We start from the raw sequence: 21,027 nt of genomic DNA on the forward strand, positions 1-21,027 counted from the left end.
GCGGCTGTCCTGCCATGCAATGGGGGCGAAAATGTGGCGTCGGTGACACTTGCTGTCCGGTCGGTGTGGCGCTACCTCGGGTAGCGGAACAGTCAAGGAGCGGGCCATGTTCACAGGGATCATAACCGACATCGGAACCGTTGTCGCGCTGGAGCAGCAGGGCGACCTGCGCGCGCGGATCAAGACGGGCTACGCGACAGACGGGATCGACATGGGGGCCTCCATCGCCAGCGACGGCGTGTGCCTGACGGTCGTGGCGCTTGGGCCCGACTGGTACGAGGTCCAGATCAGTGCCGAGACGGTGGACAAGACCAATCTGGGCACCTGGCAACCGGGCAAGCGGCTGAACCTGGAACGCGCGCTCAAGGTCGGCGACGAACTGGGCGGACACATCGTGTCCGGCCATGTGGACGGCGTGGCCGAGGTGATCGCCCTGACGGATGAAGGCGACAGCACGCGCGTCACTCTGCGTGCCCCCGAGGCGCTGGCGCGCTTCATCGCGCCGAAGGGGTCGGTGGCGCTGAACGGCACGTCGCTGACGGTGAACGCCGTCGACGGCTGTGATTTCGGCATCAATTTCATCCCTCACACCAAGGCGGCGACCACCTGGGGCGACGTGGCGGTGGGCGACCATGTCAATCTGGAGATCGACACGCTGGCGCGCTATGTGGCGCGGCTGGGGGAAATGTCATGACGGCGGGGATCGGTCACAACCAGGGTCCGACGCTGGAGGGGGGCCACAGGTGGCGGACCTTTCAGTGGCAGAAGGCGCGCGACGCGGCCATGCCCAAGGCGATCCCGCTGATGGTGGTCCGGATGCATGTGGCGCGAGCGCGGGCGCTGGGGCTGGATTACCCGACCTATGCCGCGGTGCGCAAGGCGACGGGGCGCGACATCACGGGGCTGCTGTTTTCCTCGAACGCGCTGCGGGTCGTGCGGGCCGAAGCGCCGCAGATGCCGGTCGCGCGGGCGGACAAGCTTGCCATGCTGGAGCGGGCGGACAAGCTGGCGCTGGTCCATGCGCCGCTGACGCCGACGCTGATGGCGGCGGCGAACCCGGTGCTGGACGCCGCCGCGCCCGCGCCGAAGTTCACCGACAGCTGGAGCGAGATGCGCAGCCACCTTGGCGATGTGATCGGCGCGCGCGGCCTTCTGCGCGATCAGGTGCTGATCGTGGGAGATACCGGGATGGAACGGGCTTGGACGGCGGCGGCACGGGCGGCGGGCTATGTGGAGGCTGCGCGCTACTTCTCCTGAGCGCGCGCAGGTCCCGCCCTGTTGCTGTCGGCGGTTTGGGACGGCATAGGCCGGATTGGAGTATTTGCAGCATAAAGAAGCGGGGCGGAGCGCAGTCTGGTCAAGCCTTTGCGCCTGGGCTATGTGGTGGCCTGCCAGAGGTGAGGACTTGTGATGAACTACGAAAAACCGGGACCCGTGGAAGCGGAGCTTGCATCTGCCATCTCCCCGATCGAGGAAATCATCGCCGAAGCGCGCCGGGGCCGCATGTTCATCTTGGTCGATCACGAGGACCGCGAGAACGAGGGCGACCTGGTGATCCCGGCGGTGCATGCGGATGCGGATGCGATCAATTTCATGGCGACCCACGGGCGGGGGTTGATCTGTCTGCCGATGACGGCAGAGCGGGTGGCAAAGCTGGGGTTGCCGATGATGGCGGTGAACAATTCAGCGCGGCACGAGACGGCCTTTACCGTCAGCATCGAGGCGCGCGAGGGGGTCACGACAGGCATTTCCGCCGCCGACCGCGCCCGCACGGTTGCGGTGGCGATCGACGAACAGGCGGGCGAGGCGGATATCGCCACGCCGGGGCATATCTTTCCGCTGCGCGCGCGCGACGGCGGGGTGCTGGTGCGGGCGGGCCATACCGAGGCGGCGGTGGACATCAGCCGTCTGGCGGGGTTGCACCCTTCGGGTGTGATCTGCGAGATCATGAAGGAGGACGGCACCATGGCGCGGCTGCCCGACATGGTCACGTTCGCCGCGAAACACGGGCTCAAGATCGGCACGATCAGTGATCTGATCGCCTATCGCCACAAACACGACAACCTGCTGATGGTGCGGGACGTGCGGCAGGTGACTTCAGCCTACGGCGGTACCTGGGAGATGCGCATCTTTGCCGATGAGATCACCGGCACGGACCATGTCGTGCTGGTCAAGGGCGACATCACCACGCCCGAGCCGGTGCTGGTGCGCACCCATGCGATCAATGCGCTGGAAGACATTCTGGGCCTGGGGCCAAGCCCCGCCGACGAACTGCCGCGGGCGATGCAGATCATCGCGGAGGAGGGGCGCGGCGCGGTGGTCCTGTTCCGAGACCCTTATCCGCGCCTGCGGCTGGACGAGGACGAGGACGAAGGCCCCCGGACCGTCAAACGCACCGGTCTTGGCGCGCAGATCCTGACCGAGCTGGGGCTGCACGAGCTGGTGCTGCTGACCGACAATCCCGAGACCCGGTACATGGGCCTTGATGCCTATGCGATTGAAATCGTGGGCACACGCCCCATCACGGAGAGATAGATCATGGCGTCGTCCGAAGAACATACCGTCCTGCCGCGCCCGAGCTTTGACCGGCCGGTCAAGGTGCTGATCGTGGTGTCGCCCTATTACAGCGACATCGCGCGCGGGCTGCTGGACGGTGCCAAGGCAGAGCTGGAGGCGGCGGGCGCGGAATACGATGTGGTCGAAATGCCCGGCGCGCTGGAAATTCCCACCGCCATCGGGATCAGCGACCGGCGCAGCAATTTCGACGGCTACGTGGCGCTGGGCTGCGTGATCCGGGGCGAGACGACGCACTATGAAACCGTCTGCAACGACAGCTCCCGCGCGCTGCAGTTGCTGGGATTGCAGGGGCTGTGTATCGGCAACGGGATCCTGACGGTCGAGAACAGGGCCCAGGCCGAAGTGCGCGCCGACCCCGCCGGCCAGAACAAGGGCGGCGGCGCGGCCGCGGCGGCCTTGCATCTGATCGCGCTCGCCCGTAAGTGGGCGCAAACAAGCAAGGGCATCGGCTTCAAACCGCGCGGCGAGGATACGCTGTTGGCGGGGGAGACCGACGGAAACAGCATCGCATGAACACCTCACTGTCGGGCAACCAGAAACGCAAGATGAAGTCCGCCTCGCGGCTTTATGCCGTGCAGGCGCTGTTCCAGATGGAACATTCGAACCTGACGGTTGAGATGGTGCGCCGCGAATTCCTCGACCATCGCTTCGGCGCGGTCTACGAAGGCGACGAGATGCTGGACGGCGATATCGACCTGTTCGCCTATGTCATCGAAACGGCGGTGAATCATCAGGCCGGGATCGACCAGATGACCGATCGTGCATTGGTGGCGAAATGGCCGATCGCGCGGATCGACCCCACGCTGCGCGCCCTGTTCCGCGCCGCCGGGGCGGAGTTCCGGGACGACAGCACACCCCCGAGAGTGGTGATCAACGAATACGTCGACGTGGCGCGCGCGTTCTTTCCCGACGGGAAAGAACCGAAATTCGTGAATGCGGTGCTGGACCACATGGCGCGCGAGGCCCGGCCAGAGGCGTTCTGAACCGGGCGCCGGACGTCAGTTCAGGCACAGGAACAGGTGGCTTTGTTCATAGGTCTGCTGGTTCGTCCTGGTCGAGGCATATTCGGCCCGTTTCTTCGGGCCCTTGGCACAGATGCGGGACGCCTCTTCCTGGGTCTTCTGCTTGACGCTGGCGGGATCGGCGAAAGCGGACGTCACGATTGTCACGCTGTCGCCGTTGAATTCCGACACGATCGGCGTGGCCGGAATGGCGCAGCCTGCGAGAGTGACGAGTAGGACCGCGCAGAAGCTACGGCGTTGAAATGGCATCATATTTTTCATGTAATATCCAGTTGGTAGCATCGCCGCGTCACCCCTATCCGGGGTGCACGGCCTGGGTCGAGATAGAGATGAATTTATTAAAATTGGGTTAACTGCGTTGTCTCGATGCCGTCATGGGCCGTCAGGCACTGGCAACCTGCAGCGGAAACAGACCGCAAAGTATCGCGCGACGCGCTGCGGACAGGCGACGCGCGGCACCGCCGTCCGGCACGCTGAGATGCATAGAAAGAGAAAGGTGTGACGGGACCGCACCTGCCGGTCAGTCTTGATTCCCGGGGACCTGTTACTACAGGTGGGCGCCAGATAACCGGACCAGGGCCCGGACAGAGCCAGCTCCCTAGGATTTGCTTAAGGCCACTGGAATGCTACGTCACACGAACAGGGCAGAACCCGCCACAGCCCTGAGATAGAGCCGCAACGGCGCAGCGACAAGGGGGCGTGCCCTAATCCCCGTCGATTTCCGGCACGAAACCGTAGGCGCGCAGCTCTTCCGGCAGCAGCACGTAGATTTCGTCAGGCGGCGTGACAAGCGCATGGCGCATCACAAGCGGGTCGATACCCATACTGTCGAGATACGCCATCACCTCGCCTTGCCCGCGCTGGATGTTCTCCACCGCGACAAAGGCGGGCAGGATCGTGCTTTCGCCGAAATAATGCTGATGCACGCCGACGGAGCCGCCTTCGGGAATGTCGCGGTTGACCCCGGCGGCCAGCACGTAGGGGCAGGCGGAATAGCAGATGTCGCCGTCGCGCAGGGCGGTGTCCAGACCGGCGGTGCGCAGGCTGCGGCCCAGGTCCAGCGCATCGCGGACCGATCCGCCGGGCGAGTTCAGGATGACCCGGTCGGGCACCTGCGGCAGCTCTTCGATCTGCTGGGCGATGCGCGCGGCGTCGCCTTCGCTGATCGCGCCTTCCAGAAGGATGCGGCGCCCCGCCTCTATGGCGGTCAGGACCAGCCTGTCGGGCAACGGTGTATCGGGCATCGGTCGGCCCGGTGCGGGGGCGCGGTCGGGCCGGTAGCGGCGGGTCTGGTCGCCGGGGCGGATCGGTTCGGTCAGCGACGGCGCGCGGGGGCCGAAGCCCGGCAGCCGCAGGCCATCGCGCAGATCGCCCCAGAACAGCAACACGCCAAGCCCCAGCTGAAAGATCAGGATGCCCGTCAGGACGCGGGCGACAGGGTTGCGGCGGGCGGTGCTCATGTGGATTTGAGCGGGGTTACACGCACCGTGTCCTTTGGCGCGGCGTCAGGCGCCGCCGATGCCGGGGCGGACGGGGTGCGGGTGGCCTGGGCTGTCTCATCCATCTCTCGCATCACGGTCAGGGCGGCGCGGATTTCGGCCAGGGTCAGCGTATCCTCGATCGCCGCGCCCTCGCGGCCCGAACGGATCGCGCTCTGGGTGATGGCCAGGATCAGCACCAGCACCGCGGGCAACAGGTCGATGGCGATGGCCCCGGCCCAGGACGGCACGAAGTTTCGGGCATAGAGGATCACAGCATCGGCGCTGGAGACCGGGGTATAGGTCGTCTCGGACGGGGGCGGCATGGCCAGCACCGCCTGCGCCGCACGTTCCAGCGTGGTGGCACGCTGAGCGAGGACTTCGAGCACGGAGGTGATGGTGGCGCCCTGCGCGGTGCGGTTCTCGGCGCTGCTCGCGTCGAGTTCCGGCAGCACGACCGAGGCGGACAGATCCTGGGCCGCGCGTTCCACCAGCGAAGCAACGGAGAGCTGGCGCAACTGGGTGATCAGCCCCGCCAGCCGCACGGCCTGTTCGGAAAACTCCACGGATCGCGCCTCGACCGGGCCGGGTTCCACCGTCAGCGCGCGCATCCGGCTGAGAATCTGGTTGCCCTCGGCAAAGGCGGTGGCGACCAGCGGGGTCTGGGTCGCGATCTGCGCTTCGAGTGCCGCCAGTTCCGAGGATTTCTGCCGCAGAACGCGGAACACGGCCCCGCGCCCTGCAAGGCCCGACAGGTTGCCTGTGGCCTCCTGTTCGCTCAGGTCCTCGAAGGACTGCCGCACGCGGGCGACGTCACGTTCCAGACCCTGCGCCGACAGGGCGATCTCGTGCGCGCGCTCCAGCGAGCCCTGATAGTCCTGAACCGTTTCCGCCAGATGCTGTTCGACTGCCGCCGACCCGGCCAGCGCGGCGGCGTTCAGCCAGCTGGACATGGCGACGATGGCGACGGATCCCAGCCCCATCGCCCCCAGAAGGCCCGCACGGGCGCGGGCCGTGCGCACGGCGGGAAACAGGCGCAGCATGTAGGACCAGAAGACGAAGATGCCGACGGAGACGGCGACCGAATAGGCAATGGCGGCAAAGGCGGACATCGCGCCGTTGTCGTCCAGCAGCGACGATACCCCGAGATAGGTATAGATCCCCGAGGCCACGGCCAGCACGCCAAGCGCGGTGCCCGAAAAGGTGTCAAGCCAGCTGAGATGCCCTTCAAGCTCGCGGGCGTAGCGCACGCCGCGCGCCTGTGTCTGGTTCATCGGTTGCCGTTCATCCATTCCCGCCGCTCCCTGCTGGGTCCACCAGAGCTCAAGATAGGGCTGCCGGGCGGGTTTTGCCATTGCCGGGGCAGGGGGGTTGCAAATGTTCACGAAATGTTCATTATTTTCCGTATGACCCAGATCGACCTGTCACCGCCGCCGCCCGCCCCGCAGCCCGGCCAGCTTCTTGCCCGGGGGGTCTGCCGGCACCTGGCAGGACATGGGTTTGCCTGCGTGGAGGAACTGGTCCCGGCGCGCGGGTTGCGGGTGGATGTGATGGCGCTGGGCCCGAAGGGCGAGGTCTGGGTGGTGGAGTGCAAATCCTCCCGCGCCGATTACACCTCGGACCGGAAATGGGAGGGCTACCTTGAGTGGGCCGACCGGTTCTTCTGGGCGGTGGACGCCGATTTTCCGACCGAATTGCTGCCGGATGAGACCGGGCTGATCATCGCAGACGCCTATGGCGCCGAGATCGTGCGCATGGGGCCGGAGACCCGGCTGGCCCCCGCACGGCGCAAGGTCATGGTGCAGAAGTTCGCCTTTTGCGCGGCGCGCAGGCTGCAGATGCTGCGCGACCCGGACATGCTGCCGGATTGGGGGTAGAGGTTAACGCTTCTTGCCCTTGCCGCCGCTGGCGCGGTGGGCCGCGGCCATGATTTCTTCGGCGATTTCCACGGCTTCCTCGGGGGTGAAGTCCATCGGCAACTCAACGCCGCCACCTTCGACGAAAAGCCGCACCATGCCCGCGTCGGTCGGTCCGATCTGCAGGTTAGCCTCGATGTCGCGTTCCGTGTTGATTCCCATGGTGTTCTCCGCCGATGATGGGAAGCAGGGCTATCCCGGCGGGGCCCGATTGGCAAGCGTCAGCCGCGCGGAGGGACGGAATGGACAACATCGAACTGCGCAGATTCGCTGCCGAGGACCGGGACTGGCTGGTGGAGCAGCATGCCGTTCACTATGCGCGGGACGAGGGATTCGACGACAGCTTTGGCGAGCTGGTGGCGCGCATCCTTGATGACTTTCTGGCGCAGAGCGATCCGGGGCGCGAGCGCGGATGGATTGCGCAGGCGGGGGCGCAGCGGCTGGGGTCGATCTTTTGTGTGCGGCTCGATGCGGAAACGGCGAAGTTGCGGTTGTTTCTGCTGACGCCCGAGGCCCGGGGGCAGGGGCTGGGGCGGCGGCTGCTGGAGACCTGCATGGGCTTTGCCCGAGAGGCCGGATACCGGCGCATGGTGCTTTGGACGCACGAGTCGCACCGGGCGGCGGGTGCGCTTTATGCCCGCAATGGCTGGACGCTGGAGAGCACTGCGCCGGTGGTGTCCTTTGGTCAGCCGAACGTGGAACAGCATTGGTCCATCGGCCTGTGAACCTGCTGTGTGGATTGCAGACCTTGGGTCTTGCAATCCGTGGTCCGCTTGGCTAAATCGGCCCCAGTGCCGCCTTAGCTCAGTTGGTTAGAGCGCTTGATTGTGGATCAAGAGGTCCCTGGTTCGAGACCAGGAGGTGGTACCACCCCCGCCCCCCACCGCGCAGAGAAAGTTCGAGGCCTTTGCCGAACGGCATCGCCCCGTGGCGCGGTTGCGGCCCGTGCCCGGCGGTTGCGTTGATGGCGAGCCTTGGGGCGCTGCCCCAAACCCCGGAGGTATTTGGGGCATAAAGAAGTCAGTTGGGTGTAACCTCGACCGTTTGGGTGATTTTGCCGGTGAGACGGTCGAAGATCACGATCTGGTCCCGATCCGTCACCACGGCATACCAGCCGTCGCCCTGGGTGAAGGCGCGGGCGGTGGCGCCGCCGGGCAGGCTGATGCTGGCGGGCAATACCGGTGCGCTGCGTCCAAGGCGGGTGACAAGCAGGCCGATCACCACTAGAACGCCGCAGATCATCACCACGGTCAGCACCGTGACCAGCCGCCGCAGGAACCGCAGGTTAGCCGGTTCGCCAATTTCTTTTTCGGGTTCATTCATGTCGCACCGGACCATCACCTTTATTCTGGCGGAAAGCCCGCCGCCGCGCCTTGATAAGGCGCTGGCCCGCGATGTGCCAGAGGATGCGGCGCTGTCGCGCACCCGGCTGGCGCGGCTGATCGAACAGGGGGCGGTCCGCATCGACGGACAGGTGGTGCGCGACGCGCGTGCGCAGGTCGCGGCCGGGGCGCAGGTGGACATCGGGGTGGAGGAGGCCGAGGAGAGCCATATCCTGCCGGAGGCGATCGCGCTGGACATCGTCCATGAAGACGCGGATCTGGTGGTGCTGAACAAGCCAGCGGGCATGGTGGTGCACCCGGCGCCCGGCACGCCGTCGGGCACGCTGGTGAACGCGTTGATGGCCCATTGCGGCGATGATCTGTCCGGCGTGGGCGGCATGAAGCGGCCCGGCATCGTGCACCGGATCGACAAGGACACCAGCGGGCTGTTGGTGGTCGCCAAGTCGGACGCGGCGCATCACGGGTTGGCCGCACAATTCGAAAAGCACACGGTGGAGCGGTATTATCAGGCGCTTGTCTACGGTGTGCCCCTGGCCGGCGATCCGCGGCTGCGGGGGGTCAGGGGGGTGTCTTTCGAACCGGGCGATATTCTGAAGCTGACGACTCAGCTGGCGCGGCACCGGACCGACCGGCAGCGGCAGGCGGTGCTGTTCCAGGGTGGCCGCCACGCGGTGACGCGCGCGCGCCGGGTCGAAACCTACGGCAACCCGCCTGTGCTGGCGCTGATGGAATGCTGGCTCGAGACCGGGCGGACCCACCAGATCAGGGTGCACATGACCCATGCGGGCCATGCGCTGGTGGGCGATCCCACCTATGGCGGCAAGCGCAAGCTGCCCAAGGGGGCGCTTCCACCGCCGGTGGCGGATGCGGTGCGCGCCTTTCCGCGCCAGGCGCTGCATGCCGCCGTTTTGGGGTTCACGCACCCGGTGTCGGGCGAGGCCCTGCGCTTTGAGGCGCCGTTGCCCGCCGACATGGCGGAACTGCTGGACCGGCTGCGGACGGCGGGATGACGCGCACAAGGTCGTGACCGGTTTGAAAGATAACTGTTCCTTCACCTATCTTGTGCCATTCTTAACGCCGAACGGCAGATGGGGTGAAAAACCGCATGGCGTCGACTTGAAACAGATGTGTGCGCTAACCATATGCATGTTAAGGGCTTAAACATCACGCGAGAACAGGCCCCCCGAGACTGGGAAAGGGACAATTGATGGCAAATTATGCAAACCTGCCGGCACCGACTCCTGAAGGCGGTCTTAACCGGTACATGCAGGAGATTCGCAAGTTTCCCCTGCTGGAGCCCGAGGAAGAATACATGCTCGCCAAGCGGTGGGTGGAAGAGCAGGACACGGAAGCCGCGCACAGGATGGTCACCAGCCACCTTCGGTTGGCCGCAAAGATCGCGATGGGCTACCGCGGCTACGGCTTGCCGCAGGCCGAGGTGATCTCGGAGGCGAACGTGGGCCTGATGCAGGCGGTGAAACGCTTTGATCCCGAAAAGGGGTTCCGCTTGGCGACCTACGCCATGTGGTGGATCCGCGCGTCGATCCAGGAGTACATCCTGCGGTCCTGGTCGTTGGTGAAACTGGGCACGACCTCGGGTCAGAAGAAGCTGTTCTTCAACCTGCGCAAGGCCAAGAACAAGATCGGCGCGCTGGAGGATGGCGATCTGCGCCCCGAGAACGTGACCGAAATCGCGACGCAGCTGGGCGTGACCGAGGACGAGGTGATCTCGATGAACCGGCGGATGTCGGGCGGCGATGCGTCGCTGAACGCGACTGTCGGCACCGAGGGCGAAGGCACGATGCAATGGCAGGACTGGCTGGAGGACGAGGGCGCGGACCAGGCGGGCGATTACGCCGAACGGAACGAGCTGGAGACCCGTCGCGAGATGCTGGCGGAGGCGCTGGAGGTCCTCAACGACCGGGAGAAGGATATCCTGACCCAGCGCCGCCTGAGCGACGAGACCGTCACGCTGGAGGATCTGTCGGCGCAATATGACGTGAGCCGCGAACGCATCCGCCAGATCGAGGTGCGGGCCTTTGAAAAGCTGCAGAAACGCATGCGCGACCTGGCCCGGGAAAAGGGCATGACGGTGGACGCCTGATCCGCCGGTCCGACGTCCTGCCCCCGCCGCCCCGGCAGCGGGGGCATTGTGCCCGGATCCTGCCAAGCGAACTTGTGCCGCAAAACCAGTCCGCTAAGGTCCCGCGGAAAGATCAGTGGAGGCGGATATGACCCATTTGCGTTGGGGCGTCCTGGGGGCGTCCAATTTTGCCAGGCAGGAGATGGCCCCGGCCATCCATGCTGCCAAAGGGGCCGAACTGGCCGCGCTGGCCACGTCTTCGCCGGCCAAGGCGGAAGGCTTCCGGGCGTTTGCGCCGGGCTTGCGTGTCCATCAGGACTACGCGGCGCTGCTGGACGATAGTGAGGTCGATGCGGTCTACATTCCTCTGCCGAACCACCTGCACGTCGAATGGGCGATCAAGGCGCTGGATGCGGGCAAGCATGTGCTTTGTGAGAAACCGCTGGGCCTGAAAGCGGCGGATTTCGACCCTGTGATCGACGCGCGGGACCGGACCGGTCTGCTGTGCGCCGAAGGGTTCATGATCGCGCACCACCCGCAGATGCAGCGGGCGCGGGAGCTTCTGAAGGACGGTAGTCTGGGCAGGCTGCGGCATGTAAGCGTGGCCTTTTCCTATTTCAACGACGATCCGGACAACATCCGCAATCAGGCGCAGGCCGGGGGCGGTGCCATGCCGGACATCGGGGTCTATGCCTGCGGTGTGGCGCGGCTGCTGACCGGGGCGGAACCGGTTGCCATTTCCCATGCCGGGATCGACTGGGACAATGGGGTCGATACGAAGGCGTTGATCGACGCGGATTTCGGTGATTTCACCTACAGCGCCATGGTTTCCACCCGGATGGCGCCCCGGCAGGAGGTGGTGCTGCACGGGGACAAGGGGGTGCTGCGCCTGACCTGTCCGTTCAACGCGGGCGTGTTCGATCAGGCGGAGCTGCATCTTGAGACCGAGGTCGGCACCCGCACCGTTGAGCGGTTTGCGAACGTGAACCACTACGTGCTGCAGGTCGAAGCCTTTGGGCGCAGCGTTCTGCAGGGCGAAGATTACCCCTGTGCCCTGGAGTTCAGCCAGGGCACGCAGCGGATGATCGACATGGTTTATGCCGCGGGCAAGGCCTGATCACTTCAGGCGGGCGCGCAACACGCGGACCATGTTTTCGCCCATGACCTTGGCAATCTGATCTTCGCTCAGCCCTTCGTCCAGAAGCGCCTGCGTCAGCGCCGCCAGTTCTGACGTGTCGAAAGCGGTCGTGACCGAGCCGTCAAAGTCCGACCCCAGCGCCACGTGGTCCGCGCCCAGCAGGTCGACGGCGGTTCGCGTCATCTTGGCAACCCCGGCGGGGGTGAAGTCGCCGCAAGTGACCTCATCCCAATAGCCCATGCCGATGACACCGCCGGTGGCGGCAATCTGGCGCATCACATCGTCCGGCAGATTGCGCGGCGTTTCGCAGTGGGCGGTGACGCCGCTGTGGCTGACGATCAGCGGAATATCAGTGATTTCAATTACTTCCAGGGCAACCGCCGGGCTGGAATGGGCAAGGTCCAGGACAAGCCCGCGCTGCGCCACCTCGCGCACCACCGCGCGGCCAAAGTCTGTGAGCCCCTGTTTGTCCTTGCCGTGCAGCGACCCGCCCAGGGCGTTGTCAAAGAAATGGTGCAGGCCGATGACCCGGTGGCCTGCCGCTTCGATCCTGTCGAGGTTCGCGATGTCACCCTCCAGCGCATGCGCCCCTTCGATTCCCAGAATGCCGCCAACAACCTGTTGACCTGCCGCACGGTCGGCCAGCAGGCTGTCCAGGTCGGCGCGCGTGCGGATGATGCGGAACTGGTCGGGCAGGGCGGCCTCGACGGCTTCCAGTTTCTCGGCCTGATAGATCGCGCGTTGCAGCAGGCTGGTCCAGGTGCGCGGCGGCCAAAGCTGGCCGATGGCCAGCGAGGTGACGTTGTCGAAAGCTTCGGCCGAATTTTCCTCGTAGTTCTGACCGGCGGGCGATTTGGTCACGGCGGTAAAGACCTGCACAGCCACATTGCCCTCCAGCAGGCGGGGGATGTCGACCTGTCCGTAGTCGCCGCGCCGGGACAGGTCGCGGTTCCACAGCAGGGGGTCGGCATGCAGGTCGCCGATGATCAGCCGGTCGTGCAACTGCTGTGCCGCTTCGGACACCGGGTAGGGATCATGCGGCAGCACGGCGTTCCGCGCCTTTTCCACGAATCCCGGGGCGAAGGCGAAAAATGCGACCAGCGCGATCACGACCAGTACAATGAGGGCTGCAAGAAGTCGCTTGATGATACGCATGGTGTCTCCTTCGGCAAATATCAGGCGCAGTCTAACAGCACTTTGTGACAGTCAAAGGGTGACGTGGCGCCCTGCCGTGCTATCCTTGCCGCGAGAGCGGAGGAACGAACATGGCCGGAGGATGGGCGCGCGACGGCGCTGTATCGGAACAGATCGAAGCCTCGATCAGCGACGAGCTGGCGCGGCTCAGGGCGCGCAGGCAACCGACGGGCGAAAGCCTGACCCACTGCGCGGAATGCGAAGAGGAAATACCCCAACGCCGACGAGAGGCGCTGCCGGGGGTCAAACTTTGTGTGGATTGTGCCCAGGAGCGGGCGTCAAAGGCTCAGACGCGGGGTGGGATAAATCGGCGTGGATCGAAGGATTCGCAACTGAAGTGACCGGCCGCCGCCGTCCACGCATCCAGCGCCACAGGGGCAGAATGTCCAGCGCCGCAACATAGAACCCTGCGGGCAGCATCCACAGACCCAGAAAAGGCAGGATGCTGAAGACGCCGCCGATCATCAGCAGGACGCCCAGGATCAGCCGCAGACCCGGCGGAATATGCAGCCGCACCCAGATCAGCACGCGCAGCAGGCGTTTCCTGAAATGGGTTCTGTATAGGTTCCTGATCATCAGGTTCATTTTTCCTGCGCCTTCGCCACTGCACATCTCAACCCGGCAGGGCGGTCGGCGGTTCAGCACCAATTTCTCTGCAGGCGGCCTTTGGCCGACCGGCCCGGATGCCGGTTGTTGCCTGCGTCGCGCCGCGCCACCTCGCGGCGGCGCGGCGGCGCGGCGGTTTTTCAGTCTTCCATGGCCTCAAGTTCGTCGATCAAGCCCGAGATCATGCTCAAACCCTTGTCCCAGAACGCGGGGTCGGTGGCGTCGAGACCGAAAGGGGCAAGAAGCTCCTTGTGGTGCTTGGACCCGCCCGCCTTGAGCATGTCGAAATATTTCTCCTGAAAGCCCGGCTCACCCTCGGCATAGACGGCATAGAGCGCGTTCACCAGACCGTCGCCAAAGGCGTAGGCATAGACGTAGAAGGGCGAATGCACGAAATGCGGGATATAGGCCCAGAATGTTTCGTACCCGTCCATGAATTCAAAGGCGGGCCCAAGGCTTTCCGCCTGCACGGACATCCACAGCGCATTGATGTCGTCGGGTGTCAATTCGCCCCCGCGCCGCGCCGCGTGCAGCTTGCATTCGAAATCGTAGAAGGCGATCTGGCGCACGACCGTGTTGATCATGTCCTCGACCTTGCCGGCCAGCAGGACCTTGCGCTCCGCGGTCGACTTTGCCCCGTCCAGCATCTTGCGGAAGGTCAGCATCTCGCCAAAGACGCTTGCGGTTTCCGCCAGGGTCAGCGGGGTCGATGACAGCATTTCGCCCTGACCCGCCGCCAGTACCTGATGCACCCCATGGCCCAGTTCGTGCGCCAGCGTCATCACGTCGCGCGGTTTGCCAAGGTAGTTGAGCATCACATAGGGGTGCACGTCGGTGACGGTGGGATGGGCAAAGGCCCCCGGCGCCTTGCCCGGTTTCACCGCCGCGTCGATCCAGCCCTTGCGGAAGAACGGTTCCGCCAGTTCGCCCATGCGGGGATCAAAGGCGGTATAGGCCTCCATCACGGTCTTTTCGGCCTGCGCCCAGTCCACGATACGGGGGTCTTCCATCGGCAGGGGCGCGTTGCGGTCCCAGACCTGCATCTTGTCCAGACCCAGCCATTTGCGTTTCAGCTCATAATACCGGTGGCTGAGGCGCGGATAGGCGTCCACAACCGCATTGCGCAGCGCCTCGACGACCTCGGGTTCGACGTGGTTGGCCAGGTGCCGGGAGGTCTGGGCCGTCTCCATCCCGCGCCAGCGGTCGATGACTTCCTTTTCCTTGGCCTGGGTGTTGTGCACACGGGCAAAGGTCCTGATCCGGTCGCTGAACACCTCTGCCAGCGCGCGGGCCGCGGCCTCGCGGGTGTCGCGGTCGGGGTCGGTCAGCAGGTTCAGCGTGCCCTCGATACCCAGAACCTCGCCCATCACCTCGAATTCCAGCCCCGCGATGGTCTCGTCAAAGATCCGCTCCCAGGCGTCGCCGACCACGCCGAGGTCGTGCAGAAAACGCTCCAGCTCGTCCGACAGCTGATAGGGTTTCATCGCGCGGATGCGGTCGAACACCGGCTTGTAGCGCGCCAGATCGGCGTTCTGGTTCAGCAGCTTGTCCAGGTGATCGTCGGGCAGCTTGTTCAGTTCCAGCGTGAAGAACACAAGCGGCGTGGTGAAATTGGTGATCTTTTCCTGCAGGTCGGACATGAATTTGGCCCGGCCCGCGTCGGTGGTCAGCTGATAGTAGCGCAGCCCGGCAAAGGACATGATCCGCCCGGCGATCTGGTTGATCTTCTCATTGCGCAGCACGCAGTCCAGCAGACCGGCGGCGTCGAGTTCGGCAAGCTTGCCCTCGTAATCGGCGGCAAAGCTCGCGCAGGCTTCCTCCAGCCAGTCGAGGTCGCGTTTCAGCTCCGGCGCATCTTCACCGGTGTAGAGATCGCTCAGGTCCCATTCCGGCAGGTCGCCCAGGTTCTTGTCGCCTCCGGCGGCGTTGGCATCATGGACGGGATAGGGAAGCTGGAACATGTCGGACCTTTCTTGTGTGCTGTCGCACATCTAGGTCCGGGCGGGCTGTGGCGCAAGGTGCAGCGGGCTGCGGGGCTAGGCTCTGGACTCATTAGTTCCATACGCTCAGTTTGACAGATTTTTTCGAAGACAAGAAGCACCTGCGCAGGAATAGTGGTTCTATTTCAAGCAGATCTGACGCAGGCTGCGGGAAAATCCGTCAAACCCGTCACGCCGAAGGCGTGCCAGCATGACACGGCGCTCCTTCGGAGCGACGGGCGGCGATTTCACTTCATTTCAACGGCTTGGGTCGCTTGCGAATAGAACCTACCGCTGCCCGGCAGGGCATTGCGCAGCAATGTCCCGAGAGGGGATTGGCTGCACGCCCCAAACCATTGAAATCCCGTGAAATCGCCGCTGAGCATATAGAATTAATGGGTCCAGAGCCTAGTCCTGTGCCAGCGGCGGGGCCATATGGCCCCTGCGGCCCAGGCCCCGCGCGACCAGCAGGCAGACGATGGCCCAGGCCGCGCCGACCAGCCAGCCCGCCAGCACATCCGTCGGCCAGTGCACCCCCAGGTAGACGCGGCTGACCCCCACCAGGATTGTTACCAGCATGGCCACGCTCAGCACGTAGGATTTCAGCCGCCGCTGCGGCAGCACCCGCGCGATCAGCGCCCCCAGGGTCAGGTAGACGACCGCCGCCATCATCGAATGCCCGGAGGGAAAGCTGGCGGTATAGACCATGGACCCATGCGGGACGAGATCGGGCCGCGCACGGTCGAACAGCTGTTTGAACACGGTTGAAAAGGCGATGCCGCCCCCCGTTGCCACCAGCACGTAAAGCATGGTGCCATAGCTCTTGCGGATGGCGAAGAACCCCGCGGCCACGCAGGTCGCAAGGCTCAGCACCACGACGCCGCCAAGCGCGGTCAGATCACGGCCCATTTCCTCCAGGTAGGGCGGGCCGATCGGGTCGGACAGATCGCCCGGCGTCCGCAGAAGAAGCAGAAGGGTCCGGTCGACCCCTTGCGTGCCGCCCTCGATCACCTCGTCGGCCAGTTCGGCGAAGGCCCAGACCGCGACGATTCCGGCGGCAATGACCAGAAGGGTGCTGATCTCGGCGTTCCGCCGGACCCATTTTGCGAGGGCGATCAGCCTGTGCCGATAAGTTTGTGCGCCGTTGGCGGTCGCGGGTGTCTTGGGGGTCTCATCCATATTGGCGCAGCATGTCGTTCAGGTCGTCCAAGGTGTTTGCCTCCTGCAGGGGTTTGTCCTTGCGCCAGCGTTTCATGCGCGGAAAGCGCAGGGCAACGCCGGATTTGTGGCGCGGGCTGGGCTGGATGCCCTCAAATGCGATCTCGAAAACATGGTGCGGTGTCACTCGCCGCACCGGGCCGAAGCGTTCCAGCGTGTTCTTGCGCACCCAGGCCGTGATCTGGCGAAACTCGGCGTCCGTCAGGCCCGAATAGGCCTTGGTAAAGGGCACAAGGTCGTTGCCGTTCCAGACGGCAAAGGTGAAATCGGTGAACAGGTTCGCGCGACGGCCCGATCCCGATTGCGCATAGATCATCACCGCGTCGATGGTCAGCGGGTCGAGCTTCCATTTCCACCAATCGCCCTTCTTGCGCCCGGCAAGGTAGGGGCTGCAGGCCCGTTTCAGCATCAGCCCCTCCGCCTGGGCGTCCCGCGCGGCGGCGCGGCGCTGTGCCAGGTCTTCCCAGCTGTCGAACGCGATCTGCGGCGAAAGCCGCACGGGCGCGTCCGGCGGCAGGTCGGCGCAGGCCGTCTCAAGCAGCTGGCGGCGCTCGGCAAAGGGGCGGTGGCGGATGTCTGTGCCCTGCCACTCCAGCATATCGTAGGCGTGAATGACGACGGGCGCCTCGCGCAACAACTTCTTGGGCACCGTCTTGCGCCCGATCCTGGCCTGCAGCGCATTGAAGGACGACGGCGCCTCGGCACCGGGCAGCCAGACCAGCAACTCGCCGTCCAATACTGTGCCGGTAGGCAAATGGTCGATGGCGCGGGCAAGCTCGGGGAAGCGGTCGGTCATCAGTTCCTCGCCGCGCGACCAGATGTAGTAGTTGCCGTCGCGCAGGATCAGCTGGCCGCGGATACCGTCCCATTTCCATTCCGCGCGCCAGGGTTCGGGGTCGCCCAGGCTTTCGGGTCCGTCCTCCAGCGCGTAGGCAAGGTAGAACGGGTAGGGCCGCGATGCATCGGCGGAGGCGTCCGCCGCCTCGATCAGCGCGTGCCAGGTGGTATCGTCCGGGTGCCAATTGCCCATGAGCCGGTGCGCCAGCTCGGTCTCGGGCTTGCCTGTGGCCTGGGCCAGCGCGCGGGTCATCAGCTTCTGGCTGACGCCGACACGAAAGCCGCCTGTGATCAGCTTGTTGAAGAGGAACCGTTCCGTGCCGCCCAGGCTCTGCCAGGCGGACAGGACAAAGGCCTTGCGCGCCGGTTCTTCCATCTGGGCCAGACCGCGCAGTTCGGTGATCCAATGGGTCAACGGGCGGTCCTCGGTCGAGGGGTTCGGCGGCAGGACCAGCGCAATGGTCTCTGCCAGATCGCCGACGATGGCATAGCTGTCCTCGAACAGCCACAGCGGTATGTCCGCGACTTCGGCCGCCCATTCCCGCAGCCGGGTCGTCGTGACCGCACGTTTGGGCCTGCGGCCGGAAAACAGCGCGACGGTCCACAACCGGTCCTCGTCCGCCGCATCGCTGAAATAGTCAGCCAGCGCGGTAACTTTTACCGTCGTCTTGGTACTTTGGTCGATGGTGTTGAACAGCGCGGCAAACCGTTTCATTCCGCCGCTCCCGTGTCCAGGTTCTCGCCCTCGAACTCCGTGGGGACGACCTGCGCCCGCCAGCCGTTTTCGTTCAAGTATCGCGTGAAGATATCCGTATAACCATGCGTTACATATATATTTTCTGCGCCAGTTTGCGTGATGGCCGACAGCAGGCCCTGCCAGTCGGCATGATCCGATATCACGAACCCCCGATCCCCGGCGCGGCGCCGCCGCACGCCACGCAGCGCCATCCAGCCGGAGGCAAAGGCGCTTTCCTGCGGGCCGAACCGGCGCGCCCATTTGCTGCCCAGGGCAGAGGGCGGCGCCACGACCATCGCGCCGGGATGCGCCTTGGGGTCAACCTCCGCCGTGGCATGGATCGTCGGGGGCAGTGTCAGCCCCTGGTCGCGCAGCACCGCGTTGGTGGCCTCGATCGCGCCGTGGGTCAGGATCGGCCCGATCCCGGTGTCCAGCATCGACAGCAGGCGCTGAGCCTTCCCAAGGGAATAGGCCCCCAGGAACGCGGTCTTGCCCGCCGCCGCGCAGGCTGCCCACCATCCGTTGATCTCTGCCGCGACATCCTCTTGCGGGGTCCAGCGGAACACCGGCAGGCCGAATGTGCTCTCGGTGATGAAGTGATGACATCTGACCGGGGCGAAAGGTTCGGAAAATCCGTCGTCGATCACCTTGTAGTCGCCCGAAACGACCCAGACTTCGCCGCCCACGGCAACCCTGATCTGGGCGGAGCCGGGCACATGCCCGGCCGGATGAAAGGATACCTCGGCATCCCCGATCCTGCGCAGCTCTTCATAGGCGATACCGTCGGCAGAGATATCCCCCAGCCGGTGGCGCATGACCGGCAGGGCGGCGTGGGTGGCAAGGTAATGGCCCATACCGCCGCGCGCGTGATCGGCGTGGCCATGGGTGATCAACGCCCGGTCAACCGGCCGCCAGGGGTCGATGAAAAAGTCGCCAGCAGGGCAGTAGATGCCCTTTTCGGTAAAGGTGAGGACCGGTGCGCGTGTCATGACCGCCTATGTAGGCGGGCGGCATCGCTTAGCGAGTCACCGTGCCCAGAAACAGCTTTTCCAAGCCGTCCATGATCGCGTTGCGCTGGTCTTCGTTGCCCATCAGCACCTCGTGTTCGCCGCCTTCGACGATTTCCAGCCGCCCGCCCTTCCAGTTCTCCATTCGGGCGTGGACATGGGCGGTGTTGACGATTCTTTCGTTGCTGCCCAGCCACGTCACCGCGGGCAGGCTGGGGGCGGCGCGGCCAGCAAGGTGCATGGTCTCGGCCAGCGCCTCGCGCAGCCAGATGTAGCTGGGTCCGCCCAGCGACAGTTCGGGGTGCGCGCGCAGTTGGTCGCGCATCATGTCGTACATCTGCTGGTCGGTGGTCAGCATGTTGTCCTCGAAAGGGGCCGACAGCACGTAGGGCTCGCGCACCGTTCCGGGCGGCAGGTCCAGCCCCCGGCCCAGGCGTGGCATGTTCCGGGCGAGAAGCCCGGCCAGAAAGCGCAGCTGCGGCTTGATGTAGATGCCCCACATCGGTCCGGTAAAGGCCGCCGCCTGAACGCCCAGCCCCTCCATCACCGCGCGCAGCCCGATACAGCCGCCCATCGAATGCGCCAGCAGGAAATAGGGCCGGGGCAGGCCAAGCTCCCGCGCGGCCCGCATCATGGCCGAGACGTCTTTCTGGTAGTCCTGGAAGACATCCACATGGCCCAGAAGCGGGTCCTGCGCCAGCCTGTCGGCCAGCCCCTGGCCGCGCCAGTCAATCGCCATGGTGGCAAGGCCGCGCGCCGCCAGTTCGCTGGCGGTCACGCCGTATTTCTCGATGTATTCGGTACGCCCCGGAAACAGCAGTACTGTTCCTTTTGCGTGGGCCAATGGCCATGACCCGACCCTGATCCGCTTGTCATCGGAAGTCATCGCCCAATGGGCCTGACCGCTGTCAGGCCCCGGCATCACATCCGTGAAGAGGGGGGCGGGCTCCAGCTGCATCAGGCCAGGACGGACGCCAGCTTCATTGCCATGCCCATGTCGCCGTCCACGCCCAGCTTGCCGGACATGAAGGCCGCGGTGGGGTTCGTGTCGCCGTCGAGAATCGACTGGAACGTGTCGGCGTCGGCGCTCAGCGTCACGTCGGCGGGTTCGTCGCCCGCGCGCGCGCCGCTGCTGTCCATCATGATCGCGCCTTCGTTCTTAATGTCGAACTTCGCGGTGCCGTCGAAATCCGCGGTCGAGAGTTTTTCGTTCAGGATGACAACGGCTTGGTTCACAATATCGCTCATTTCGGGCCCTTTTTGGCAAATCGGCTCCGTCACGTCTGGAATTGCGGCGGCAGCCTGTTACATTCACCTTTGTTATGCGTATGTTCAGCGTCAACCTCAAACGTCACCTCGCGGCACTTGGCGCTTTAGTGTTGCTCAGCGGCATGTCCGTGGCTGAATCCGTCTCTCCGGAGCTGATGGAAAAGCTGCGCACCGCGACAGCGGACGAAGCGCCGCGAGTCGCCCGCGAGGTGGAAACCACCTGGGGGCGGTCGGGGTCCGCCGCGATGGACCTGTTGCTCAAGCGGGGGCGCGACGCGATGGAGGAAGAGGAGTATTCCCTCGCCATCGAACATTTCACGGCACTGACCGACCACGCCCCCGATTTCGCCGAAGGATACCACGCCCGTGCCGAAGCGTTCTTTCGCGCCGAACGGTATGGCCCCGCCCTGGCCGATCTTGAGCGCGCGCTGGCGCTCAACCCGCAAAACTACGATGCGATCTTTGGCCTGGCCGTGATGGTCCAGGAATTCGGCGACCCGCGCCGCGCCGCCGAACTGTATCGCCGTGTCCTTGCCATCTATCCACACCATCCCAACGCGGGCGAGGCGCTGACGCGTCTGCAGCGCGACGGGATCGGGCGGGAACTCTGATCGGAGACATCTC

General features: G+C 65.0%; 25 protein-coding genes and 1 tRNA gene. 13 read left to right on the plus strand and 13 right to left on the minus strand.

Translation table 11 applies throughout. The features are described 5' to 3' along the window. Positions 1 to 106 precede the first annotated feature (106 nt). The 5 genes from FIU94_RS10470 to nusB all read left to right on the plus strand — a co-directional run bounded on the left by FIU94_RS10470 (position 107) and on the right by nusB (position 3,560). Complete coding sequence (locus FIU94_RS10470) at positions 107 to 694, plus strand: riboflavin synthase (protein WP_152465748.1); 588 nt, start codon at positions 107 to 109, stop codon at positions 692 to 694. Then, positions 691 to 1,257, plus strand: coding sequence for a hypothetical protein (locus FIU94_RS10475; protein ID WP_152465749.1), 567 nt, complete (start codon positions 691 to 693; stop codon positions 1,255 to 1,257). The genes FIU94_RS10470 and FIU94_RS10475 overlap by 4 nt, the downstream gene beginning before the upstream one ends. 153 nt (positions 1,258 to 1,410) lie before the next feature. Then, a complete protein-coding gene (gene ribB / locus FIU94_RS10480) occupies positions 1,411 to 2,535 on the plus strand; it encodes a 3,4-dihydroxy-2-butanone-4-phosphate synthase (protein ID WP_152465750.1) in 1,125 nt (374 codons plus the stop codon). A 3-nt stretch (positions 2,536 to 2,538) separates the two neighbouring features. Further along, the gene (locus FIU94_RS10485) at positions 2,539 to 3,090 is read left to right on the plus strand and encodes a 6,7-dimethyl-8-ribityllumazine synthase (RefSeq protein WP_152465751.1); all 552 of its coding nucleotides are present in this window, start codon (positions 2,539 to 2,541) and stop codon (positions 3,088 to 3,090) included. Further along, entirely contained in the window at positions 3,087 to 3,560 is a 474-nt protein-coding gene (nusB, locus tag FIU94_RS10490; RefSeq protein ID WP_152465752.1) for a transcription antitermination factor NusB, read from the plus strand. Before FIU94_RS10485 ends, nusB begins: the two co-directional genes overlap by 4 nt. Positions 3,561 to 3,575: 15 nt before the next feature. Here the strand turns inward: nusB and FIU94_RS10495 are convergent, their stop codons facing one another. From FIU94_RS10495 to FIU94_RS10505, 3 genes are all read right to left on the minus strand, one after another. Next, a complete protein-coding gene (locus FIU94_RS10495; protein ID WP_152465753.1) occupies positions 3,576 to 3,860 on the minus strand; it encodes a hypothetical protein in 285 nt (94 codons plus the stop codon). Between the two features lie 443 nt (positions 3,861 to 4,303). Next, entirely contained in the window at positions 4,304 to 5,059 is a 756-nt protein-coding gene (locus FIU94_RS10500; protein ID WP_152465754.1) for a hypothetical protein, read from the minus strand. Continuing rightward, entirely contained in the window at positions 5,056 to 6,369 is a 1,314-nt protein-coding gene (locus tag FIU94_RS10505; protein WP_152465755.1) for a hypothetical protein, read from the minus strand. The genes FIU94_RS10500 and FIU94_RS10505 overlap by 4 nt, the downstream gene beginning before the upstream one ends. A 96-nt stretch (positions 6,370 to 6,465) precedes the next feature. Between FIU94_RS10505 and FIU94_RS10510 the strand changes: the two genes are divergently transcribed. Then, positions 6,466 to 6,954, plus strand: coding sequence for an MmcB family DNA repair protein (locus tag FIU94_RS10510; RefSeq protein WP_254702512.1), 489 nt, complete (start codon positions 6,466 to 6,468; stop codon positions 6,952 to 6,954). 3 nt (positions 6,955 to 6,957) lie between these two features. Here the strand turns inward: FIU94_RS10510 and FIU94_RS10515 are convergent, their stop codons facing one another. Next, on the minus strand, positions 6,958 to 7,155 hold the full coding sequence (locus FIU94_RS10515; protein ID WP_152465756.1) for a DUF6324 family protein: 198 nt from the start codon (positions 7,153 to 7,155) through the stop codon (positions 6,958 to 6,960). Between the two features lie 80 nt (positions 7,156 to 7,235). Between FIU94_RS10515 and FIU94_RS10520 the strand changes: the two genes are divergently transcribed. Both FIU94_RS10520 and FIU94_RS10525 read left to right on the plus strand, forming a co-directional pair. Beyond that, positions 7,236 to 7,718, plus strand: coding sequence for a GNAT family N-acetyltransferase (locus FIU94_RS10520; RefSeq protein WP_152465757.1), 483 nt, complete (start codon positions 7,236 to 7,238; stop codon positions 7,716 to 7,718). Between the two features lie 68 nt (positions 7,719 to 7,786). Continuing rightward, a tRNA-His gene (locus FIU94_RS10525) sits at positions 7,787 to 7,863 on the plus strand. Between the two features lie 150 nt (positions 7,864 to 8,013). Here FIU94_RS10525 and FIU94_RS10530 read toward each other — a convergent pair. Then, positions 8,014 to 8,316 (minus strand): DUF6476 family protein, encoded by a 303-nt coding sequence (locus FIU94_RS10530; RefSeq protein WP_152465758.1) that lies wholly within the window; start codon positions 8,314 to 8,316, stop codon positions 8,014 to 8,016. Between FIU94_RS10530 and FIU94_RS10535 the strand changes: the two genes are divergently transcribed. The 3 genes from FIU94_RS10535 (at position 8,315) to FIU94_RS10545 (ending at position 11,536) form a co-directional block, all read left to right on the plus strand. Next, on the plus strand, positions 8,315 to 9,346 hold the full coding sequence (locus FIU94_RS10535) for a pseudouridine synthase (protein WP_152465759.1): 1,032 nt from the start codon (positions 8,315 to 8,317) through the stop codon (positions 9,344 to 9,346). The two genes, FIU94_RS10530 and FIU94_RS10535, sit on opposite strands and share 2 nt — an antisense overlap. 197 nt (positions 9,347 to 9,543) lie before the next feature. Next, positions 9,544 to 10,440: an RNA polymerase sigma factor RpoH gene (gene rpoH, locus FIU94_RS10540; RefSeq protein WP_152465760.1), complete on the plus strand. Its 897-nt coding sequence runs from the start codon at positions 9,544 to 9,546 to the stop codon at positions 10,438 to 10,440. A gap of 127 nt (positions 10,441 to 10,567) precedes the next feature. Next, entirely contained in the window at positions 10,568 to 11,536 is a 969-nt protein-coding gene (locus FIU94_RS10545) for a Gfo/Idh/MocA family protein (RefSeq protein WP_152465761.1), read from the plus strand. Here FIU94_RS10545 and FIU94_RS10550 read toward each other — a convergent pair whose 3' ends face one another. Then, positions 11,537 to 12,712, minus strand: a complete 1,176-nt coding sequence (locus tag FIU94_RS10550; protein ID WP_152465762.1) for a dipeptidase — start codon at positions 12,710 to 12,712, stop codon at positions 11,537 to 11,539. A gap of 110 nt (positions 12,713 to 12,822) precedes the next feature. Between FIU94_RS10550 and FIU94_RS10555 the strand changes: the two genes are divergently transcribed. Beyond that, on the plus strand, positions 12,823 to 13,092 hold the full coding sequence (locus FIU94_RS10555; protein WP_152465763.1) for a DksA/TraR family C4-type zinc finger protein: 270 nt from the start codon (positions 12,823 to 12,825) through the stop codon (positions 13,090 to 13,092). Here the strand turns inward: FIU94_RS10555 and FIU94_RS10560 are convergent. From FIU94_RS10560 to FIU94_RS10590, 7 genes are all read right to left on the minus strand, one after another. Then, positions 12,995 to 13,336, minus strand: a complete 342-nt coding sequence (locus FIU94_RS10560; RefSeq protein ID WP_216643272.1) for a hypothetical protein — start codon at positions 13,334 to 13,336, stop codon at positions 12,995 to 12,997. The two genes, FIU94_RS10555 and FIU94_RS10560, sit on opposite strands and share 98 nt — an antisense overlap. 161 nt (positions 13,337 to 13,497) lie before the next feature. After that, on the minus strand, positions 13,498 to 15,318 hold the full coding sequence (locus FIU94_RS10565) for a M3 family oligoendopeptidase (RefSeq protein ID WP_152465764.1): 1,821 nt from the start codon (positions 15,316 to 15,318) through the stop codon (positions 13,498 to 13,500). 426 nt (positions 15,319 to 15,744) lie between these two features. Beyond that, positions 15,745 to 16,515 carry a phosphatase PAP2 family protein gene (locus FIU94_RS10570; protein WP_152465765.1) on the minus strand — a complete coding sequence of 257 codons (771 nt, stop codon included), beginning with the start codon at positions 16,513 to 16,515 and terminating at the stop codon, positions 15,745 to 15,747. Next, positions 16,508 to 18,106 (minus strand): ATP-dependent DNA ligase, encoded by a 1,599-nt coding sequence (locus FIU94_RS10575; RefSeq protein WP_152465766.1) that lies wholly within the window; start codon positions 18,104 to 18,106, stop codon positions 16,508 to 16,510. The genes FIU94_RS10570 and FIU94_RS10575 overlap by 8 nt, the downstream gene beginning before the upstream one ends. Next, positions 18,103 to 19,116, minus strand: coding sequence for a ligase-associated DNA damage response exonuclease (locus FIU94_RS10580; RefSeq protein ID WP_152465767.1), 1,014 nt, complete (start codon positions 19,114 to 19,116; stop codon positions 18,103 to 18,105). Before FIU94_RS10580 ends, FIU94_RS10575 begins: the two co-directional genes overlap by 4 nt. A 28-nt stretch (positions 19,117 to 19,144) precedes the next feature. Then, entirely contained in the window at positions 19,145 to 20,056 is a 912-nt protein-coding gene (locus FIU94_RS10585) for an alpha/beta fold hydrolase (protein WP_254702513.1), read from the minus strand. Positions 20,057 to 20,091: 35 nt separating this feature from the next. Further along, positions 20,092 to 20,382 (minus strand): SCP2 sterol-binding domain-containing protein, encoded by a 291-nt coding sequence (locus FIU94_RS10590; protein ID WP_152465769.1) that lies wholly within the window; start codon positions 20,380 to 20,382, stop codon positions 20,092 to 20,094. 74 nt (positions 20,383 to 20,456) lie between these two features. On the opposite strand from FIU94_RS10590, the gene FIU94_RS10595 reads away from it, so the two are divergent. Beyond that, the gene (locus FIU94_RS10595) at positions 20,457 to 21,014 is read left to right on the plus strand and encodes a tetratricopeptide repeat protein (RefSeq protein ID WP_152465770.1); all 558 of its coding nucleotides are present in this window, start codon (positions 20,457 to 20,459) and stop codon (positions 21,012 to 21,014) included. Positions 21,015 to 21,027 lie beyond the last annotated feature (13 nt).

This window comes from Sulfitobacter sp. THAF37, from assembly GCF_009363555.1.
Lineage (GTDB): Bacteria > Pseudomonadota > Alphaproteobacteria > Rhodobacterales > Rhodobacteraceae > Sulfitobacter.

Bases quoted from the DNA above. Each gene is read 5' to 3' on its own strand.
- FIU94_RS10485 (WP_152465751.1), top strand. From the start codon at position 2,539: ATGGCGTCGTCCGAAGAACATACCGTCCTGCCGCGCCCGAGCTTTGAC.
- nusB (WP_152465752.1), top strand. From the start codon at position 3,087: ATGAACACCTCACTGTCGGGCAACCAGAAACGCAAGATGAAGTCCGCC.
- FIU94_RS10475 (WP_152465749.1), top strand. From the start codon at position 691: ATGACGGCGGGGATCGGTCACAACCAGGGTCCGACGCTGGAGGGGGGC.
- FIU94_RS10595 (WP_152465770.1), top strand. From the start codon at position 20,457: ATGCGTATGTTCAGCGTCAACCTCAAACGTCACCTCGCGGCACTTGGC.
- FIU94_RS10515 (WP_152465756.1), bottom strand. From the start codon at position 7,155: ATGGGAATCAACACGGAACGCGACATCGAGGCTAACCTGCAGATCGGA.
- FIU94_RS10550 (WP_152465762.1), bottom strand. From the start codon at position 12,712: ATGCGTATCATCAAGCGACTTCTTGCAGCCCTCATTGTACTGGTCGTG.
- rpoH (WP_152465760.1), top strand. From the start codon at position 9,544: ATGGCAAATTATGCAAACCTGCCGGCACCGACTCCTGAAGGCGGTCTT.
- FIU94_RS10560 (WP_216643272.1), bottom strand. From the start codon at position 13,336: ATGAACCTGATGATCAGGAACCTATACAGAACCCATTTCAGGAAACGC.
- FIU94_RS10545 (WP_152465761.1), top strand. From the start codon at position 10,568: ATGACCCATTTGCGTTGGGGCGTCCTGGGGGCGTCCAATTTTGCCAGG.
- FIU94_RS10585 (WP_254702513.1), bottom strand. From the start codon at position 20,056: ATGCCGGGGCCTGACAGCGGTCAGGCCCATTGGGCGATGACTTCCGAT.
- FIU94_RS10580 (WP_152465767.1), bottom strand. From the start codon at position 19,116: ATGACACGCGCACCGGTCCTCACCTTTACCGAAAAGGGCATCTACTGC.
- FIU94_RS10565 (WP_152465764.1), bottom strand. From the start codon at position 15,318: ATGTTCCAGCTTCCCTATCCCGTCCATGATGCCAACGCCGCCGGAGGC.
- FIU94_RS10520 (WP_152465757.1), top strand. From the start codon at position 7,236: ATGGACAACATCGAACTGCGCAGATTCGCTGCCGAGGACCGGGACTGG.
- ribB (WP_152465750.1), top strand. From the start codon at position 1,411: ATGAACTACGAAAAACCGGGACCCGTGGAAGCGGAGCTTGCATCTGCC.
- FIU94_RS10470 (WP_152465748.1), top strand. From the start codon at position 107: ATGTTCACAGGGATCATAACCGACATCGGAACCGTTGTCGCGCTGGAG.
- FIU94_RS10575 (WP_152465766.1), bottom strand. From the start codon at position 18,106: ATGAAACGGTTTGCCGCGCTGTTCAACACCATCGACCAAAGTACCAAG.
- FIU94_RS10570 (WP_152465765.1), bottom strand. From the start codon at position 16,515: ATGGATGAGACCCCCAAGACACCCGCGACCGCCAACGGCGCACAAACT.
- FIU94_RS10500 (WP_152465754.1), bottom strand. From the start codon at position 5,059: ATGAGCACCGCCCGCCGCAACCCTGTCGCCCGCGTCCTGACGGGCATC.
- FIU94_RS10495 (WP_152465753.1), bottom strand. From the start codon at position 3,860: ATGAAAAATATGATGCCATTTCAACGCCGTAGCTTCTGCGCGGTCCTA.
- FIU94_RS10555 (WP_152465763.1), top strand. From the start codon at position 12,823: ATGGCCGGAGGATGGGCGCGCGACGGCGCTGTATCGGAACAGATCGAA.
- FIU94_RS10510 (WP_254702512.1), top strand. From the start codon at position 6,466: ATGTTCATTATTTTCCGTATGACCCAGATCGACCTGTCACCGCCGCCG.
- FIU94_RS10590 (WP_152465769.1), bottom strand. From the start codon at position 20,382: ATGAGCGATATTGTGAACCAAGCCGTTGTCATCCTGAACGAAAAACTC.
- FIU94_RS10505 (WP_152465755.1), bottom strand. From the start codon at position 6,369: ATGGATGAACGGCAACCGATGAACCAGACACAGGCGCGCGGCGTGCGC.
- FIU94_RS10530 (WP_152465758.1), bottom strand. From the start codon at position 8,316: ATGAATGAACCCGAAAAAGAAATTGGCGAACCGGCTAACCTGCGGTTC.
- FIU94_RS10535 (WP_152465759.1), top strand. From the start codon at position 8,315: ATGTCGCACCGGACCATCACCTTTATTCTGGCGGAAAGCCCGCCGCCG.